This is a genomic window from Enterobacter sp. HMSC16D10, from assembly GCF_001807145.1.
In the GTDB taxonomy this organism is placed as follows: Bacteria; Pseudomonadota; Gammaproteobacteria; order Enterobacterales; family Enterobacteriaceae; genus Enterobacter; species Enterobacter roggenkampii.
In genome coordinates, this window is sequence record NZ_KV787851.1 from 33355 (window position 1) to 50688 (window position 17334).

A 17334-nucleotide genomic window follows, 5' to 3' on the forward strand; every position below is an offset into this window, starting at 1 on the left:
TAGGCCGGGTAAGGCGAAGCCGCCACCCGGCTTTCTGACTTTCATTCGAAATTAAATTTGTGCTCCTCGTCACCTTGTTATTAGAATGTTTCAAAACGCAGTGACCCAGGAGCACAGTATGACCGTTAAAGTTATCGTCACCGATATGGACGGAACTTTCCTTGATGATGCCAAGCAGTACGATCGTGACCGCTTCCAGGCACAGTTTGAACAGCTTAAAGCCCGCGACATTGAATTTGTTGTCGCCAGCGGCAACCAGTATTACCAGCTCATCTCCTTCTTTCCGGAGCTTAAAGATCGGATCTCCTTCGTGGCGGAAAACGGCGCGCTGGTGTTCGATCGCGGCGAGCAGATTTTTCACGGCGAACTGACCCGCCATGAATCGCAGATCGTGATTGGCGAACTGCTGAAAGACAAAGGGCTGAACTTCGTGGCCTGCGGGCTGGAGAGCGCCTACGTCAGCGATAAAGCGCCCGACGCGTTCGTGGCGCTAATGTCAAAGCACTACCACCGCTTAAAGCGCATCAGCGATTACCGCGACATTGACGACGTGCTGTTTAAGTTCTCCCTGAACCTGCCGGACAGCGATATTCCTAATCTGGTGGATAAACTCCACGTCTCCCTGGACGGCATCATGAAGCCGGTCACCAGCGGCTTTGGCTTTGTGGATTTAATTATCCCCGGCCTGCACAAAGCGAACGGCATCAGCCGTCTGCTGAAGCGCTGGAAAATTTCTCCGCAAGAGTGCGTGGCGATTGGCGACAGCGGCAACGATGCCGAGATGCTGAAGCTGGTGAAATATTCCTTTGCGATGGGTAACGCGGCAGAGAGCATCAAAGAAATCAGCCGCTACAGCACTGACGACAACAACCATCACGGCGCGCTTAACGTCATTCAGGCCGTGCTCGACAACCATTCCCCGTTCGACGCCTGATCCTCTTCTCGCCGGAGCCCTGCTCCGGCACCCCCACTCATTTTCCCGTCCTGTGGCGCAGGTCAAGTTTTTAAACTTGCATTAACTTATTTTTAACTTAAAGTATCACTTGTAGACACTTTTACTTTCGAATGAAAGATGCGAGGCAGTTATGACCTTTACCAGTGAAACCTTGCCGGCGGATCACAAAGCGGCAATCCGTCAGTTGAAACGTGAGTTACGCGCGCAGATCGGCGACGTGCAGGCGGTGTTCGACAAGCTCAGCGACAGCATTGCCACCCGCGTGGCGGAAATTAACGCCCTTAAAAATAAAGGTGAATCCGTCTGGCCGGTGATTCCGTTTAACGATGTGAAAAACGGCACGATTACCGACGCGCAGCGCGAGGCCGTTAAGCGCCGCGGCTGCGCGGTGATTAAAGGTCACTTCCCGCGCGAGCAGGCGCTGGCGTGGGATCAGTCGATGCTCGACTACCTCGATCTGAACAAGTTTGACGAGGTGTACAAAGGGCCAGGCGATAACTTCTTCGGCACCCTGAGCGCTTCCCGTCCGGAGATTTACCCGATCTACTGGTCGCAGGCGCAAATGCAGGCGCGCCAGAGCGAAGAAATGGCGCAGGTGCAGTCGTTCCTGAACCGCTTATGGACGTTCGAGAGCAACGGCAAGCAGTGGTTCGACCCGGACGTGAGCGTGATTTACCCGGATCGTATCCGCCGCCGTCCGCCGGGAACCACCTCGAAAGGACTCGGCGCGCATACCGACTCCGGCGCGCTGGAGCGCTGGCTGCTGCCGGCATACCAGCAGGTTTTCGCCCGCGTGTTTGACGGCAACGTCGACAAGTACGATCCGTGGAACGCCGCGCACCGTACCGAAGTGGAAGAGTATACCGTGGATAACACCACCAAATGCTCGGTGTTCCGCACCTTCCAGGGCTGGACGGCGCTGTCGGATATGATCCCCGGCCAGGGGCTGCTGCACGTGGTGCCGATCCCGGAAGCAATGGCCTATATTCTGCTGCGTCCGCTGCTGGACGACGTGCCGGAGGACGAGCTGTGCGGCGTGGCGCCTGGGCGCGTGCTGCCGGTTTCCGAGAAGTGGCACCCGCTGCTTATCGATGCGCTGACCAGCATTCCTGCGCTGGAGGCGGGTGATTCGGTGTGGTGGCACTGCGATGTGATCCACTCCGTCGCGCCGGTGGAAGATCAGCAAGGCTGGGGCAACGTGATGTACATCCCCGCCGCACCGATGTGCGAGAAAAACCTCGCCTATGCGAAGAAGGTCAAGGAAGCGCTGGAAACCGGCGCGTCGCCGGGAGACTTTCCGCGCGAGGATTATGAAAAAACCTGGCAGGACCGCTTTACCGTGAACGATCTCAACATCCACGGCAAACGCGCGCTGGGCATGGTCTAGCTGTCGTACAGCCCTTCCCGCTCCACGGCGGTGCGTCGTTTCCCCTGACGTATCCGCCGTACCGATTCCCGCACGGCCAGCGTGCCGTTCAGCAGCAATGTGCCTACCGGCGCGTCCAGGCGCATGAGCCGCTGCTGGAGCATATGTACCGCTTCCGTTCCCAGCTCATCGCGGGGAACATGCACGGCCGTTAATGGAACATCCTGAATCGCCGCCAGGTTAAAGCCGTCGATGCTCATCACCGAAACGTCCTGCGGCACGCGCAGGCCGTGGTTTTGTAATGCGCTGATGGTGCCCGCCGCCATAAAGTCGCCGCCAACCAGGAACGCCGTCGGCAGGTCTTTTCCCTGCTGCTGATTTAGCCAATCGCTCACCAGCTGCTCCGTCTCTCTGGCGCTGAAGCTCGGCACCACCAGCAGATCGCGCTTGTCGTTGAACGCCAGGTTGTGGGACTGCCACGCGTCGCGGATCCCCGACAGGCGCAGCTCCATGGTGTAGCGCCGCAGGCACAGCACGTTCATCACCTCGCGGTGTCCCATCTCGAACAGGTACTCCGCCGCCCGCTCGCCGATGGCGCGGTGATCCGGCGCAACGGCAGGCAGACGCATGTGCCGGTCGCGGCAGTTAATCAGCATGCAGGGTTTGCCCACGTCCACAGCCAGATCGTGGATATGCGGATCGTCAATACCGAGAAGAATGGCCGCCTGCGTATCCGGCTCGTTCATCCGCGCCAGAAACAGCTGGGCGTCGCTGTCGTTCTCCTCCAGCGCGCAGTAGCGCAACCGGACCTCGTGGGAGGCAAGTGCTTTGCTCACGCTCTGGATCACGCGGTAGTAGAAGATGTCGGACCGCTCGTCGAAGGCGCGCTGCGGGGCAAAAACCACCAGGCTGTTAAGCAGCAGACGCCCTGCCGCCATGCCGTCCATTACCCCCAGCTCGCGCGCGCACGCCAGCACCTTTGCGCGCGCTTTTTCGCTGGTATTCGCTTTCCCCGCCAGCACCCGCGAAACGGTGCTGATGGAGAGCTGCGTGCGGGCCGCGATTTCGGTGATTTTTAGCCTTTTGTCCATTTTGTGATCTGGCTCCATTTGCGAAATGAAAAAATTTTCATAGCGTGTTTGTCAGGCAATAACTGGCATGAATGCCATCATGCCAGAGTGTTTTCGTCGGTTATGAGAAATTTTGCACAAAATCCACTTTTGCCCAATCATTTTCTTCCTTAAGGTGAACTTGTCACACAGCTTCCATACTAGTTGTATAGCAACTTAAGCATTATAAGCGGATAGAAATCAAAGGCATAACAATCTGTGTGACACCTGAACCTCCGTCCCCTTACCGTCCGTCTTGTGGAGAGTAAAATGAGTCAGGACATCAATAACACCATTGCGACAAGCAAAACCCGTCGCGTCATCAAGAACCTGCGCTGGTACGTGCTGGTGCTGTTTTTGCTGGGCGTCACCGTTAACTACATCACCCGAAATTCCTTAGGTATTCTCGCTCCGGAGCTAAAAGAGAGCCTCGGGATCACCACCGAGCAGTACTCCTGGATCGTTGGCGCCTTCCAGATCGCCTATACCATTTTCCAGCCCCTGTGCGGCTGGCTGATTGACGTCATTGGCCTGAAGATTGGCTTTATGGTCTGCGCCGGGATCTGGGCGCTGATGTGTATTTTCCACGCGGGCGCCGGAAGCTGGCTGCACCTGGCCATACTGCGCTTCTTTATGGGAGCTTCCGAAGCCGCCGCCACCCCGGCGAACGCCAAAACCATCGGCGAATGGTTCCCGAAATCAGAGCGTCCCGTTGCCGCCGGCTGGGCGGGCGTGGGCTTCTCCATCGGCGCAATGCTGGCTCCGCCTATCATCTACTTTGCTCACGCCTCGTTCGGCTGGCAGGGGGCGTTTATGTTTACCGGCGTGCTGGCGCTGCTGTGGGTGATCCTCTGGTGGGCGTTCTACCACAATCCCGAGCAGCACCCGAACCTGAGCAAGGACGAGCTGGCGTTTATCAAGCAGGATAACGAACCGGCGCCGGTCAAACTGCCTTTCCTGACCGCTCTGAAAACCGTTTCAAAAAACAAACGTTTCTACGGTATCGCCATTCCGGCCTTTATGGCAGAACCCGCCTGGGCGGTGCTGAGCTTCTGGGTGCCGCTGTACCTTGCCAAAGAGCACGGCATGGACCTGAAGCAGATTGCGATGTTTGCCTGGCTGCCGTTCCTCGCCGCCGACCTCGGCAGCGTGGCAAGCGGCTACCTGACGCGTCTGTACACCCGCCTGTTCGGCTGCTCACGCGTTAACTCGGTTGTCGCCAGCTCCGTGACCGGCGCGTTCCTGATGATCTCGCTGGCCATCGTGGCCATTACCCGCGACCCGTATATCACCATTGTGCTGATCTCCATCGGCGGCTTCGGGCACCAGATCATCTCCTGCATGCTCAGCGCCCTGGTCGTGGAGTCGTTCGACAAAGGCCAGATGGCGACCGTCAACGGCATGCGCGGCTCGGCGGCGTGGATCGCCAGCTTCCTGTTCTCGCTGTTAATCGGTGTAACCGCCGACAAAATCGGCTTTAACCCGCTCTTTATTGCCATGGGCTTCTTTGACCTGATTGGCGCTCTCTTCCTGGTAGCATTTATTGCTGAACGTCGCGCGAAGCGCGCCTGATAGTGGATGTATTGCATATGAAAACCCTGAAAAACTGGACCCTTGATACGCAGTCGGCAAACCATCTGGAACTGCTGGTCGATAGCCAGCACCGCCTGTGCCTGTATGTGCTGGAAGAGAACCTGTTCCGCGTGCTGATCAAACGCAAGGGCGAGCTGGCGCTGGACCGCACCTGGAGCATCGCACCGGAAAAAGACGTGCCGTGGGAAGGTCGCCGTCGCGACGATCTGAGCGGCTTCTCCTGCCCCGCCTGGACGCTGACGCAGCAGGACGATACGTTAACCGTGGCAACCGAGCAGCTGCGCGTCACCGTCCACCAGCCGCTGTGGCTGGAGTGGCACTACCGCAATGACGCGGGCGAGTGGCAGCCGCTGGTCAACGACCGCCCCACCAGCGCCTACCTGCTGAACGCCCACGGCGACGGCGTGGCGCACTACCTCAGCCGCCGCAAGGACGAGCGTTTCTACGGCCTGGGTGAGAAAGCGGGCGATCTGCAGCGCAACGGTAAACGCTACGAGATGCGCAACCTCGACGCCATGGGCTACAACGCCGCCAGCACCGACCCGCTGTACAAGCACATTCCGTTCACTATCGCCCGCCGCGACGACGTGAGCTACGGCCTGTTCTACGACAACCTGAGCAGCTGCTGGCTGGATCTCGGTAACGAAATCGACAACTACCACACCGCCTATCGCCGCTGGCAGGCGGAAGCGGGCGATATCGATTATTACCTCTTTACCGGCAGACGCGTGCTGGACGTCACCAAAGCCTTTGTTCGCCTGACCGGAAAAACGCTGTTCGGACCGAAATGGAGCCTGGGCTACAGCGGCTCAACCATGCACTACACCGACGCGCCGGACGCGCAGAATCAGCTGATGAACTTCATCCGCCTGTGCGAAGAGCACGCCATTCCGTGCGACTCGTTCCAGCTTTCGTCTGGCTATACCTCCATAAACGGCAAGCGCTACGTCTTCAACTGGAACTATGACAAGGTGCCGCAGCCGAAGGTGATGAGCCAGGCGTTCCACGACGCGGGATTGAAGTTGGCCGCAAACATCAAGCCGTGCCTGCTGCAGGATCATCCGCGCTACAGCGAAGTGGCGGAGAGCGGCCTGTTCATTCGCGATTCAGAAACCGATGCACCCGAACGCTCCAGCTTCTGGGATGACGAAGGCTCGCACCTCGACTTTACCAACCCGCAGACGGTGCAGTGGTGGCAGAACGGCGTCACCACGCAGCTGCTGGAGATGGGCATCGACTCCACCTGGAACGACAACAACGAGTACGAAGTGTGGGACGGGGAAGCCCGCTGCTATGGTTTCGGCAAGGAGATCGCCATCAAGCATATTCGCCCGGTGATGCCGCTGCTGATGATGCGCGCCTCGCTGGAAGCGCAGCAGCGCTTTGCGCCGGAAAAGCGTCCGTATCTGATCTCCCGCTCCGGCTGCGCCGGGATGCAGCGCTACGTCCAGACCTGGAGCGGCGACAACCGCACCAACTGGGACACCCTGCGCTATAACATCCGCATGGGGCTGGGCATGAGCCTGTCCGGGCTGTTCAACGTCGGCCATGACGTCGGCGGTTTCTCCGGCGACAAGCCGGACGCCGAGCTGTTCGTGCGCTGGGTGCAGAACGGCGTGATGCACCCGCGCTTTACCATTCACTCGTGGAACGATGACCACACGGTGAACGAGCCGTGGATGTATCCGGGCGTCACGCCTGCCATTCGCGGCGCGATTGAGCTGCGCTACCGCCTGCTGCCGTATCTCTACACCCTGCTCTGGCAGGCGCACGCCGACGACGAGCCGATGCTGCGCCCGACCTTCCTCGACCACGAGCACGACGCGCAAACCTTCAAAGAGTGCGACGACTTCCTGCTGGTCCGCGACCTGCTGGTCGCCAGCGTCGTCGAAGCCGGGCAGCGCGAGCGCCGCGTCTGGCTGCCGGATAACGAAACGGGCTGGTACGATTTTTACACTCACGCGTGGTATGCGGGCGGACAATCCATCGTCCTCGATGCGCCGCTCGAAAAACTGCCGCTGCTGGTGCGCGCCGGGGCCGGTCTGCCGCTCAGCGAGCGCATCACGCATGTGAGTGCCGAAAAAGATACGACCCGCGAGCTGAAGCTGTTCCCGGTGAAAGGCGTGGGCACAACCTCGGGGCTGCTGTTTGAAGACGACGGTGAAAGCTGGGGCTACCTGAACGGCAATGCGCTGTGGGTGGAATGGGAGATGGTGTGCGACGGCGCAACCATCAACCTGAAGGTGAACGCGCGCGGCGACTATCGTCCGGCGTGGAAGGCGCTGAAGGTATCATTACCGGCGGGGGAAAAACGTACGCTGCGGGTGAACGGGGTTGAAAGGAGTGAGTGGGTGCTCTGAACATTGCCGGGTGGCGGCTTCGCCTTACCCGGCCTACAAAGTCACCCGTAGGCCCGGTAAGCGAAGCGCCACCGGGCTTTTTTTTAGCCGTCGATACCTTTGCTGCGCAGGTAATCTTCGTAGTTACCGGTGAAGTCCACCACGCGCTCTGGCGTAATCTCGATCACGCGGGTTGCCAGCGAGCTGACGAACTCGCGGTCGTGAGAGACGAAGATCAGGGTGCCCTGATACATCTCCAGCGCCATGTTCAGGGATTCGATCGATTCCATGTCCAGGTGGTTAGTCGGTTCGTCCATCACCAGAATGTTCGGTTTTTCCATCATCAGCTTGCCGAACAGCATGCGGCCTTTCTCGCCACCGGAGAGCACTTTAGCCGGCTTTTTGATGTCGTCCTGGCTGAACAGCAGACGGCCCAGGATGCTGCGCACCGCCTGCTCGTCGTCGCCTTCCTGCTTCCACTGGCTCATCCAGTCGAAGACGGTGAGGTCATTTTCGAATTCGTACTCATGATCCTGCGCGTAGTAGCCAATCTGCGCATTCTCGGACCATTTCACGGTGCCGTTGTCCGGCTGCAGTTCGCCGACCAGGGTTTTCAGCATGGTGGATTTACCCACGCCGTTGGCGCCCAGAATGGCAATCTTCTCGCCCACTTCCAGCAGCAGGTTGAAGTTTTTAAACAGCGGGCCTTCATCGAAGCCTTTGGTAAGGGCTTCCACTTCCAGCGCGTTACGGAACAGCTTCTTGTCCTGCTCGAAGCGGATGAACGGGTTCTGACGGCTGGAGGCTTTAACCTCTTCCAGCTTGATTTTGTCGATCTGACGCGCACGCGAGGTCGCCTGACGCGACTTAGAGGCGTTGGCGCTGAAGCGGCTAACGAAGGACTGCAGGTCCGCAATCTGCGCTTTCTTCTTGGCGTTGTCCGCAAGCAGACGCTCGCGCGCCTGGGTGGCGGCGGTCATGTACTCGTCATAGTTGCCCGGATAGACGCGCAGCTCGCCGTAGTCCAGATCCGCCATGTGCGTACAGACCATGTTCAGGAAGTGACGGTCGTGCGAGATGATGATCATGGTGCTGTCGCGGTCGTTGAGCGTCTGCTCCAGCCAGCGGATGGTGTCGATGTCCAGGTTGTTCGTTGGTTCGTCGAGCAGCAGGATGTCCGGGTTAGAGAACAGCGCCTGAGCCAGCAGCACGCGCAGCTTCCAGCCTGGCGCAACTTCGCTCATCGGGCCGTAATGCTGTTCAACCGGAATGCCGACGCCCAGCAGCAGCTCGCCCGCACGCGCTTCCGCAGAGTAACCGTCCATCTCGCCGTACTGCGTTTCCAGATCGGCCACCTTATAGCCATCTTCTTCGCTCATTTCGGCCAGCGCGTAGATGCGATCGCGCTCCTGCTTCACTTCCCACAGCTCCGCGTGCCCCATGATCACGGTGTCCAGCACGGTGAACTCTTCGAAGGCGAACTGATCCTGACGCAGCTTACCGATACGCTCGTTAGGGTCGAGCGAGACGTTGCCGAGGGTCGGCTCCAGATCGCCGCCGAGGATCTTCATGAAGGTGGATTTTCCGCTACCGTTGGCGCCAATCAGGCCGTAACGGTTGCCGCCGCCAAATTTGACGGAAATGTTTTCGAACAGCGGCTTACTGCCAAACTGCATAGTGACGTTGCTGGTAACTAACACGGGGAGATTCCTGCGAAAAGTGTGATAAACACGGCATTATGCCACAATTCCGAATTGAGATCCCGTGTTGCGGCAATCCACTAAACTTTAACAAAATCGAAAAAAATGTGATTTCGTACACATCTGAATTCCCTGTTAGCGGGAATGCACATATAATGCGCTCCCATCACAGATTCAGACTTATCAACTCATCGCCTGAATGGCTTAGATACCTCGCACAACATGAACATGAAATTAACAACGCTTTTTGCGGCGGCGTTAGCCGTAGTAGGTTTTTGTAAGACCGCGTCTGCGGTGACGTATCCCCTGCCGACCGACGGAAGCCGTCTGGTGGGTCAAAACCAGGTGGTGACGGTGCCTGAGGGTAACTCTCAGCCGCTGGAGTATTTCGCCGCGCAGTACCAGCTGGGCCTGTCTAACATGCTGGAAGCGAACCCGGGCGTTGACCCGTATCTGCCAAAAGCAGGTACCGTGCTGAATATTCCTCAGCAGCTGATCCTGCCGGATACCGTTCATGAAGGTATCGTGATCAACAGCGCCGAAATGCGTCTGTATTACTACCCGAAAGGCACCAATACCGTTATCGTGCTGCCAATCGGTATCGGCCAGCTGGGTAAAGACACCCCGCTGAACTGGACCACCAAAGTTGAACGTAAGAAAGCGGGCCCAACCTGGACCCCAACCGCCAAAATGCACGCGGAATACATCGCTGCGGGCGAACCGCTGCCAGCCGTGGTGCCAGCCGGCCCGGATAACCCGATGGGTCTGTATGCCCTGTACATTGGTCGTCTGTACGCGATTCACGGCACCAACGCCAACTTCGGTATCGGTCTGCGCGTAAGTCACGGCTGCGTGCGTCTGCGTAACGACGACATCAAGTTCCTGTTCGAAAACGTGCCGGTCGGTACGCGCGTGCAGTTCATCAACGAACCGGTGAAAGCGACGTCTGAGCCAGACGGCAGCCGCTACATCGAAGTGCACAACCCGCTGTCCACCAGCGAAGACCAGATCAACAACAACGAGATCGTGCCGATTACGCTGAACAGCGCGGTGCAGTCCGTGACCTCTCAGCCTGACGTGGAAACCACCATCGTCGACCAGGCGATTCAGAACCGTTCCGGTATGCCGGTGCGTCTGAACTGATCTTTCTGAATCTTTAAAGTACCTTATAAGACCTCGAAATCTCGGGGTCTTATTACTCCGCGATACCCACTGCACTCATCGTTTCTGAACAGCAATTATTGCCGTAAGTCCCATTCTTGCCATTTTCTGCCAACCCGGCGTGGTTACATCTGATCCTCTAAGTGTTATGATGCGCCTACTTATAACATCAGTTTAATCTGTATTTATAGGGTCTTTTTATTTCCTGGAGCACACTTAGTACAATGATCAGTATTAACTTAACAACAACAAAATCGCGCCTTTATCTCTGTTCGCAGACAGTGTGGTCACTAGCGAACCAGAGAAAAAAAGTCGATCGAATTGTTGTATGGGTCTCCAGTACACCTTATCTCAGTGATGAAGGCATCACTGAAGAGCCTGAATGGGCGCAGAAAATTCGCCAGACAGGTACAAACCTGGTTTTTAAATGGGTTAAAAACACCGGGCCTTATCGTAAATTGTTTCCTGCGTTACAAGCGGCAACGGAAGAGGATATTCTGATTTATGCCGACGATGACGCCATTTATAACGAAATGTGGGCAGAAACCCTACTAGATGATTTTTACCACCACAATCAGGAATATGTGGTTGCTGCGCGCGTGCGCGAAACAGTAAAGAAGAAGAAAGAACTTCTTGATACCTATCGTAATTTCCCGCTTATCACCGTGCCAAAAGTTGTTAAGCAAAACTATATCATCACCGGTCTTGGTGGCGTTGTCCTCAAGAAAAACATGATTCCGGAGTATTTCCATTTTAACGAGGATTTTATTCGGGTTTGTCCTCGCGCAGATGATATTTGGATCAGCAAACTGATTCAGCTCACCAAAACACCGGTCTATGTTTCAGCAAAGAGCATTCGTTTTGTTCATGAGATAATTCATGATTATGGATTATCACGCGACAATACCAGCAAAATAAAACGATCCTGGATCCAAAAAATCCGTTTTACATTTAAGCCGGGTCATATTCAGCATCTGTGTCAGAACGATCTTTACATAAAAGATACAGACAGCTATTTCGAGTCGTGTGCCTGAAGGACGGACTATCCGTTATTCACGATAACAATCCCGCCGTGGTCGTACCGATAGTGGCAGTGGGCATACTCCAGCGCAGTGCCGTCCTCCAGATAAATCACCTGCTCCACTTCCAGCACCGGATCGGTATGCTCGCAGACCAGATGCTCCCTGTCCAGCGCGCTGGGCTTAAGCGCCCGCACCACCCGATATGACCCCATAATTTTCAGCCCCAGGGTCTCCTGCACGTACTGGAACACTGACCCTTCAAGATGGCTTTTCGTCAGGCCCGGCACCAGATTCATCGGCATCACCGTGGAATCCAGCGACATGGGTTCGCCGTTTAATAAGCGCAGACGAATAAAGTCATAGACGGGCGCATCGGCGTTAATCATCAGCGACGCCTGCTCTTTTTCGTTCGGGAAGCGCAGTTCAAAATGCACCACCTGGCTGGTAACCGTGCCCAGATGTTCCCAGGTTTTGGTGGCACCGAAATAGTCGCTGCCGGAGAGATCCCACTGCGAGAGCTGGAGGAAGTTTTTGCGGATGAACGTCCCTTGCCCCTGACGGGTGTAGACCAGCCCTTCGACGATCAGCTGGCGCATCGCCTGCTGGATGGTCATCCGGCTGGTGCTGAACTCCGCCGCCAGCGCAAACTGGTCCGGGAGCGGTTCATTGGCGGCGTACTGCTGGCTGATAATGCGTTTCTTGATTTCCCGCGCTATGGTGATGTACTTCGCCGCCATCGTCCTTCCTTACAGTTAGTTTTCTATCCCGCTGTTTTTCAACGCCACTCGCTCGGCAATCTTGAGGAAAGGCAGGTAGAAGAATACACCAAATACAATGATTGCCAACTGCCCCCCCACCGCCCGCCAGTCCCCTGCCGTCGCCAGCCAGGCGCTGAGAATCGGCGGCGTGGTCCACGGGATCATCACCACGCAGCGCGACATGAATCCCAGCGTGGTACAGAGCCAGGCGAAGTAAATGCCTATCGCGGGCAACAGCACAAACGGGATCATTAGCGGCAGGTTAAAGACAATCGGCAGGCCGAAGATCACCGGCTCGTTGATGTTGAATAAGCCGGGCGCCAGCGACAGACGCGCCACCTGCTTCGCCGACTGTTGTCGTGAGAAGATAAAGATGGCGATCAGCAGCGAGATCGTGCTGCCGGTTCCGCCCACCATGCCAAACGTCGGCACGAAGATGTTGTTGATGATGTGCGGAATGGGCTGGCCGTTGGCGAAGGCCAGCATGTTCTCGTTGGTGTTGATCAGCAGAAACGGCTCCAGCACCACGCTGTTGACCACCGACTGATGAATACCGAGCGTGAACAGGAAGTTGCCGAAGCTGTAGATGAAAATCGTCCCCGGCAGGCTGGTGTTGATCAGCCGCAGCGGCTGCTGGATAAAGGTCGTAATGAGATGAATCAGATCCGTGTGCAGCACGTTTGCCAGTATGGCCGCCAGCACCGCGAACAGGGAGAGCGTGAGGATCGTCGGGATCAGCGCGGTAAAGGATTTGCTGACCGCTGGGGGCACATTTTCCCCGAGCGATATGTGCAGCGCCTTCAGGCGCGAAATCGCGATAAACACTTCCGTTGAGAGCAGCCCAATCAGCACCCCGGCGAAAATCCCGGTGGAGCCGATATTGGCGAAGGTCAGCACCTGCGTGACGTTCACCGCGGCGTCGCTGCCAACGGGCGTAACCTGTAAGCGCATCGGCATCATGATGATAAAACTGCTGACGGCGATAACCACTGCCGAGACCGGGTTGTCGAAATCTTTGTTGCGCGCCAGTGACCAGGCGATCATCGGGGCCAGCAGCAGCGCGGCGATGTTAAGCGTGCCGTTGATAATCGCCTCGCCCCACACTTTGAAGTGTGCCAGCGTATCGCCGTGAAAAATCCACGGGAACACCACGTTGTTCACCAGCACCGCCAGGCCGGCGAGGATGAAAATCGGCATCACCGTGGCGAAGGCGTCGCGCAGGGAGCGCAGGTGCACCTGGTTTGCCAGGCGCGCCGAGAACTCGACAAACTTATCGACAAAGGACTGCATGTGCGGTGTGATTTTTGTTTCAGACATAGCGGAGTGTTCCCATCAATCAGTCACAAAAACGGCCCGGCTGCGTACGGCTTACATCTCGCGTCCGTTGGTATGGATAACCTGTTTTAACCACGCGTAGCTCTTCTTCGGCACGCGCCTGAGGTCTTTCAGGTCGTGGTTTTCCCGGTTGACGTAGACCACGCCGTAGCGCTTACGCATGTCGCCCTGGGAGCTGAGAATGTCGATTAACCCCCAGCCGAGGTAGCCCATGACCTCTGCCCCATCCTCGAATATCGCCGCTTTCATCGCCTCGATGTGCGCCCGGTGGTAGTCGATGCGGTAGGTATCCTCGATGGGGTTGACGCCATCCCAGGACTCAATCACGCCAATGCCGTTTTCAATCGGGAAGACCGGCATGCGCCAGTCGTTGGCGTAGCGGGTAATGATGGTGCGAAAACCGAGCGGGTCGATCTGCCAGTTCCACTCGGTGGCTTTCAGGTAGGGGTTATTTTTCTCGCCGTGCAGCAGGTAATAGTTGACCGGCGTGCCTTCCGGGATCGCATCGCTGTCCAGCGTTTTGCTGGCGTAGTAGCTGAAGGCCATATAGTCGTTTCTGGTGCGCGCCAGTAGCGCTAAATCTTCGGCACGGTAGATATCACCAAAGCCTTCCTGCTCAACCACCGCCATCACCGCCGGGCTGTAGCCCTGCCCGGCAAAGACGCGCAGCAGGTTCTGGTTGAGGAACTCGTCGTACTGCTGGGCGCAGAAGATATCGCGCGGTTTGCAGGTGGCCGGGTAAACCAGCTGGTGCGCCAGCATGCCGCCCATCAGCTGGCCCGGTTTCGTCTGGTGCAGATACTCGGTCAGCGCCATGTGCGCCACCATGGTATGGTGCTGCAGCTCGTACAGCTCGCGCAGGGTTTGATCGCCTTTCATGTAGCCAGAAATGCGGAATGCTTCCGGCATATGGAAGATGTTCTGCTCGTTGAAGGTCAGCCAGTACTTCACGCGGTCGCCAAAGCAGTCGATCATCTTTTTACCGTAGCGGATAAAGGCGTCCATTACCCGGCGGTCATTGAAGCCGTTGTACTCCTGCGCCAGCGCCAGCGGCATATCGAAGTGGTAGAGGCAGATCATCGGCTCAATACCGCGGGCGATGAGATCGTCAATAAAGCGGTCGTAAAACGCGATGCCCTCGTCGTTGAACGCGCCGTCACCCTGCGGACAGACGCGGCTCCAGGAGATCTGGAAGCGATAGCAGTTCATGCCCAGATCCTGCATCAGGTCGAAATCTTCCCGGTAGCGATGGTAGGAGTCGGTCGCCACTTTCCAGTCGGAGATGTTCTCCCCAGCTTCGCGAATGTCGTACACCGACATCCCCTTCCCGCCCTCGTTCCAGGCCCCTTCCGTCTGCATGCTCGATACCGAGTTGCCCCATAAAAAGTTGGCCGGCAGCTGATTGCTCATGTTTCCTCCCCATATGACTAGTCATTTAAAATTCCATGACTAGTCATATAGGCGAAGATGGCATGTCGATCAAAGCGGAGGATCGTTTTTTGTGAGGTAGATTAGAAAGAAGACGCCGGGCAGGAAAAATGATTCGCGCAAACCCTGTTATTGAGGCCGGTGCGTTAGCCTATGCAAAATCACATTTCCCGATCGTGCCGCTGGCTGGCCTCATAAAATCACTATTAACTTAATGAGCACGAACCACGGCCCAGGCCGAAAAATAAAAATCTCAACCCTATCAAATGGAAAATGACGCTCATGAAGATATTTACTAGCCGTATCGCATTCGCTCTCAGCTTAGCGTTGCCATGCTCAATGACTCACGCGGCAACGGTGTATACGGGTGATAAGGTGCAAGGAGTGCCGGTTATCTCGACTCTGGATGTATCAGACCTGACAGCAGGACAACATCGCTTCATGTTCGAGGGGGTTGAGACAGGAACAGGACAGCGCTGGTATGTCCCCATCATGGTGGCAAAAGGCAAAACGGACGGGAAGAAAGTCCTTCTGCAGGCGGGCGTCCATGGCGATGAGCTAAACGGAGTGCGCATCGTACAAAAAGTGATGGAACAACTGGACCCCGCAAAAATGAACGGCAGCGTTATTGGCATTATAGGTCCAAACCGTTCTGGACTTGAAAGGGTCTCCCGGACATGGTCCGTTTCAACCGATGGGGGCGAGACGATCGACTACAACCGCGTGCATCCAGGAAAAGAAACGGGTAACCCTGCCGAGCGTCAGGCATGGATGATGTGGAATAAGGTTTACAAAGGAAATGTCGACCTGGCGATTGACTATCACACCCAGTCTACCGGAACGGCTTATCCGCTGTTCATTTATGCCGACTACCGCAATGCGGATGCCCGGACGATTGCAGAACTTTTTCCGGCCGATCAAATTAAGAAAGATCCCGGCGAAGCCGGCTAAATGGAGACAACCTTTATTCAAAATGGTATCCCGGCGATAACGGCCGAGACGGGAGAGCCGAGGATTTACCAGCAGGATATGATTGCCCGGGGTGTAGAGGGTGCCCTCAATGTACTGATTCATTACAAGGTGATTGAAGGCAAAATCGGCGCAACCGCCAGCAGCAATAAAACGTATATTGGTAATGCGATCAGTTCAATACGAGCAACCACGGGCGGGTTTGCGGAAGTTTTCGTTAAACCCGGCGACACGGTAAAAGCAGGACAAGAGGTCGCCCTGCAGCGAAATGCATTCGGTGATGTTGTCGCGAAGTATTCAGCAGAGCGGGACGGCAAAGTACTGTCAGTTGGAACAGATGTCGTGAGAGAACCCCGAGCCCTGCTGGTAAGAATCCTTGAGCAAAACCCAGCGGCAACCTGCAAAGACGGTTGCTGATTCCCGCCACAGCCCATCGTTGAATCGGCAAAAGCGTGCTCAGTGAAATAAGCCGCTTTCGCCGATTTCTGTACCGATGGGCAAACAAATTTAAAAAATACCTGATGCGGAGAGTTACTGTTGCGCGAGCTGATTACGGCGATACTCTCCCTGCCGCTCCAGCATCCAGCCGGGATACTCGCGCGGCAGTGCGCTCACCGCATCCAGCTGTTTGAGCTCGTCTTCGCTTAAGCGGAGCCCGGTGGCGGCAATGTTGTCGTCCAGCTGCTCAACGCGCTTCGCGCCAATGATGACGCTGGTCACCGCCTTCTGGTGCAGCAGCCACGCCAGCGCGATTTGCGCGACGGAGACGCCCTTACTTTCGGCAATCACGCGCATCACGTCCACGCAGTCAAAGGCGCGCTCTTTGTTCACCGGCGGGAAGTCAAACTCCAGACGGCGGCTACCGGCTTCGCTCTGCCCGTCGCGGCCATATTTCCCGCTCAGCAGGCCGCCCGCCAGCGGGCTCCAGACCATCAGCCCGACGCCTTCGCTCTGTATCATGGGAACCAGCTCGCGCTCAAGATCGCGTCCGGCGATGGTGTAATACGCCTGGAGGGATGCGAAGCGCGCCAGCCCGAGGCGCTCGGAAATGCCCAGCGCTTTGGCAATCTGCCACGCCGCCCAGTTCGAGACGCCGATATAGCGCACGTGGCCGTGCTGCACCAGGTTATCCAGCGCATACAGCGTCTCTTCAATCGGCGTGGCCGGGTCGAAGCCGTGCAGCTGATAGAGATCGATATGATCGAGCTGCAGGCGGCGCAGGCTCTCCTTCACGCTGCTGATGATGTGATAGCGCGAGCTGCCGCGCGAGTTCACTCCTGCCGTTCCCGTTTCGCCAAATACTTTAGTGGCGACTACCACGTTCTCGCGCGGAATTTTCAGGTTTTTCAGCGCCTGCCCGACGATCGCCTCCGAACGCCCTTCCGAGTAAACGTCCGCGGTGTCGATAAAGTTGATCCCGGCATCCAGCGCGCGGCCCACCAGCTGTTCTGCTTCACTTTGCTGGAGCTGACCTATCTTGCCCCACATGCCGCCTTCACCGCCGAAGGTCATGGTGCCGAGGCAGAGTTCAGAAACGAACAGTCCGGTGTTGCCCAGTTTTTGATAACGCATAACGCTTTCCTCGCATGTCGATTGGGT

The 17334-nt window shown here is 56.8% G+C and carries 12 protein-coding genes and 1 pseudogene; 7 read left to right on the forward strand and 6 right to left on the reverse strand.

Features of this window, described 5'->3' with window-relative positions; translation table 11 throughout:
• Positions 1-118: 118 nt before the first annotated feature.
• Both HMPREF3143_RS06600 and HMPREF3143_RS06605 read left to right on the forward strand, forming a co-directional pair.
• On the forward strand, positions 119-934 hold the full coding sequence (locus HMPREF3143_RS06600) for a Cof-type HAD-IIB family hydrolase (protein WP_008501192.1): 816 nt from the start codon (positions 119-121) through the stop codon (positions 932-934).
• A 151-nt stretch (positions 935-1085) separates the two neighbouring features.
• A complete protein-coding gene (locus HMPREF3143_RS06605) occupies positions 1086-2342 on the forward strand; it encodes a DUF1479 domain-containing protein (RefSeq protein WP_070532341.1) in 1257 nt (418 codons plus the stop codon).
• Here the strand turns inward: HMPREF3143_RS06605 and HMPREF3143_RS06610 are convergent.
• Positions 2339-3412, reverse strand: a complete 1074-nt coding sequence (locus HMPREF3143_RS06610) for a LacI family DNA-binding transcriptional regulator (RefSeq protein WP_008501190.1) — start codon at positions 3410-3412, stop codon at positions 2339-2341. The genes HMPREF3143_RS06605 and HMPREF3143_RS06610 overlap by 4 nt on opposite strands.
• Positions 3413-3700: 288 nt before the next feature.
• Between HMPREF3143_RS06610 and HMPREF3143_RS06615 the strand changes: the two genes are divergently transcribed.
• On the forward strand, positions 3701-5002 hold the full coding sequence (locus tag HMPREF3143_RS06615) for an MFS transporter (RefSeq protein ID WP_008501189.1): 1302 nt from the start codon (positions 3701-3703) through the stop codon (positions 5000-5002).
• A gap of 17 nt (positions 5003-5019) precedes the next feature.
• Positions 5020-7383, forward strand: a complete 2364-nt coding sequence (locus tag HMPREF3143_RS06620; protein WP_070532344.1) for a glycoside hydrolase family 31 protein — start codon at positions 5020-5022, stop codon at positions 7381-7383.
• An 83-nt stretch (positions 7384-7466) separates the two neighbouring features.
• Here HMPREF3143_RS06620 and HMPREF3143_RS06625 read toward each other — a convergent pair whose 3' ends face one another.
• Positions 7467-9062: an ABC-F family ATPase gene (locus HMPREF3143_RS06625; protein WP_008501187.1), complete on the reverse strand. Its 1596-nt coding sequence runs from the start codon at positions 9060-9062 to the stop codon at positions 7467-7469.
• 222 nt (positions 9063-9284) lie between these two features.
• Here HMPREF3143_RS06625 and ldtB point away from each other — a divergent pair, with 222 nt between their 5' ends.
• A complete protein-coding gene (gene ldtB, locus HMPREF3143_RS06630) occupies positions 9285-10205 on the forward strand; it encodes a L,D-transpeptidase (RefSeq protein WP_008501186.1) in 921 nt (306 codons plus the stop codon).
• 242 nt (positions 10206-10447) lie between these two features.
• Entirely contained in the window at positions 10448-11257 is an 810-nt protein-coding gene (locus HMPREF3143_RS06635; protein WP_052686633.1) for a glycosyltransferase, read from the forward strand.
• A gap of 8 nt (positions 11258-11265) precedes the next feature.
• Here HMPREF3143_RS06635 and HMPREF3143_RS06640 read toward each other — a convergent pair whose 3' ends face one another.
• Genes HMPREF3143_RS06640 through HMPREF3143_RS06650 form a run of 3 tightly spaced genes read right to left on the reverse strand, consistent with a single transcriptional unit; the run spans position 11266 to position 14748 of the window.
• Positions 11266-11982 carry a GntR family transcriptional regulator gene (locus HMPREF3143_RS06640; RefSeq protein ID WP_045336705.1) on the reverse strand — a complete coding sequence of 239 codons (717 nt, stop codon included), beginning with the start codon at positions 11980-11982 and terminating at the stop codon, positions 11266-11268.
• A gap of 15 nt (positions 11983-11997) precedes the next feature.
• Complete coding sequence (locus HMPREF3143_RS06645; protein WP_070532347.1) at positions 11998-13320, reverse strand: PTS sugar transporter subunit IIC; 1323 nt, start codon at positions 13318-13320, stop codon at positions 11998-12000.
• Between the two features lie 51 nt (positions 13321-13371).
• On the reverse strand, positions 13372-14748 hold the full coding sequence (locus HMPREF3143_RS06650; protein WP_008501183.1) for a glycoside hydrolase family 1 protein: 1377 nt from the start codon (positions 14746-14748) through the stop codon (positions 13372-13374).
• A gap of 510 nt (positions 14749-15258) precedes the next feature.
• Between HMPREF3143_RS06650 and HMPREF3143_RS26230 the strand changes: the two are divergent.
• Positions 15259-16152: pseudogene (locus tag HMPREF3143_RS26230) on the forward strand (succinylglutamate desuccinylase/aspartoacylase family protein).
• A 114-nt stretch (positions 16153-16266) separates the two neighbouring features.
• Here HMPREF3143_RS26230 and HMPREF3143_RS06660 read toward each other — a convergent pair.
• Positions 16267-17307, reverse strand: coding sequence for an aldo/keto reductase (locus HMPREF3143_RS06660; protein WP_070532351.1), 1041 nt, complete (start codon positions 17305-17307; stop codon positions 16267-16269).
• Between the last annotated feature and the right edge of the window lie 27 nt (positions 17308-17334).

Bases quoted from the DNA above. Each gene is read 5' to 3' on its own strand.
- HMPREF3143_RS06600 (WP_008501192.1), top strand. From the start codon at position 119: ATGACCGTTAAAGTTATCGTCACCGATATGGACGGAACTTTCCTTGAT.
- HMPREF3143_RS06605 (WP_070532341.1), top strand. From the start codon at position 1,086: ATGACCTTTACCAGTGAAACCTTGCCGGCGGATCACAAAGCGGCAATC.
- HMPREF3143_RS06610 (WP_008501190.1), bottom strand. From the start codon at position 3,412: ATGGACAAAAGGCTAAAAATCACCGAAATCGCGGCCCGCACGCAGCTC.
- HMPREF3143_RS06615 (WP_008501189.1), top strand. From the start codon at position 3,701: ATGAGTCAGGACATCAATAACACCATTGCGACAAGCAAAACCCGTCGC.
- HMPREF3143_RS06620 (WP_070532344.1), top strand. From the start codon at position 5,020: ATGAAAACCCTGAAAAACTGGACCCTTGATACGCAGTCGGCAAACCAT.
- ldtB (WP_008501186.1), top strand. From the start codon at position 9,285: ATGAACATGAAATTAACAACGCTTTTTGCGGCGGCGTTAGCCGTAGTA.
- HMPREF3143_RS06635 (WP_052686633.1), top strand. From the start codon at position 10,448: ATGATCAGTATTAACTTAACAACAACAAAATCGCGCCTTTATCTCTGT.
- HMPREF3143_RS06640 (WP_045336705.1), bottom strand. From the start codon at position 11,982: ATGGCGGCGAAGTACATCACCATAGCGCGGGAAATCAAGAAACGCATT.
- HMPREF3143_RS06645 (WP_070532347.1), bottom strand. From the start codon at position 13,320: ATGTCTGAAACAAAAATCACACCGCACATGCAGTCCTTTGTCGATAAG.
- HMPREF3143_RS06650 (WP_008501183.1), bottom strand. From the start codon at position 14,748: ATGAGCAATCAGCTGCCGGCCAACTTTTTATGGGGCAACTCGGTATCG.
- HMPREF3143_RS06660 (WP_070532351.1), bottom strand. From the start codon at position 17,307: ATGCGTTATCAAAAACTGGGCAACACCGGACTGTTCGTTTCTGAACTC.